We start from the raw sequence: 223 nt of genomic DNA, 5'->3' as shown, positions 1-223 counted from the left end.
TCAGCGCCAGGTGCAGCGGGCCGACCACCTTCAGGCACCGCCACGGCGTCTCGACGACGGCCTCGGCCGGCACCCGGTCAGCCGGGCAGATCACGGACAACTCGTCTGCCGCCGCCGTGATCGAGACGACACCGGTGCCGCCCGTGCTCAACAGGCCGGCGGGTACCGGCGCACCGGCGGCCAGCCGGCACACGGCGTACTCCCCCGGGAGCAGAGCGATATC

At 73.5% G+C, this 223-nt stretch carries 1 pseudogene; it reads right to left on the bottom strand.

From position 1 onward, the window contains the following. Nucleotides 1-223: pseudogene (locus ACXN5W_RS30515) on the bottom strand (ACT domain-containing protein); the annotation flags it as partial.

Source organism: Plantactinospora sp. A48 (genome assembly GCF_055793945.1).
Note: the sequence above shows the minus strand (reverse complement) of the source record. Positions and strands in the feature narration are given on the sequence as shown.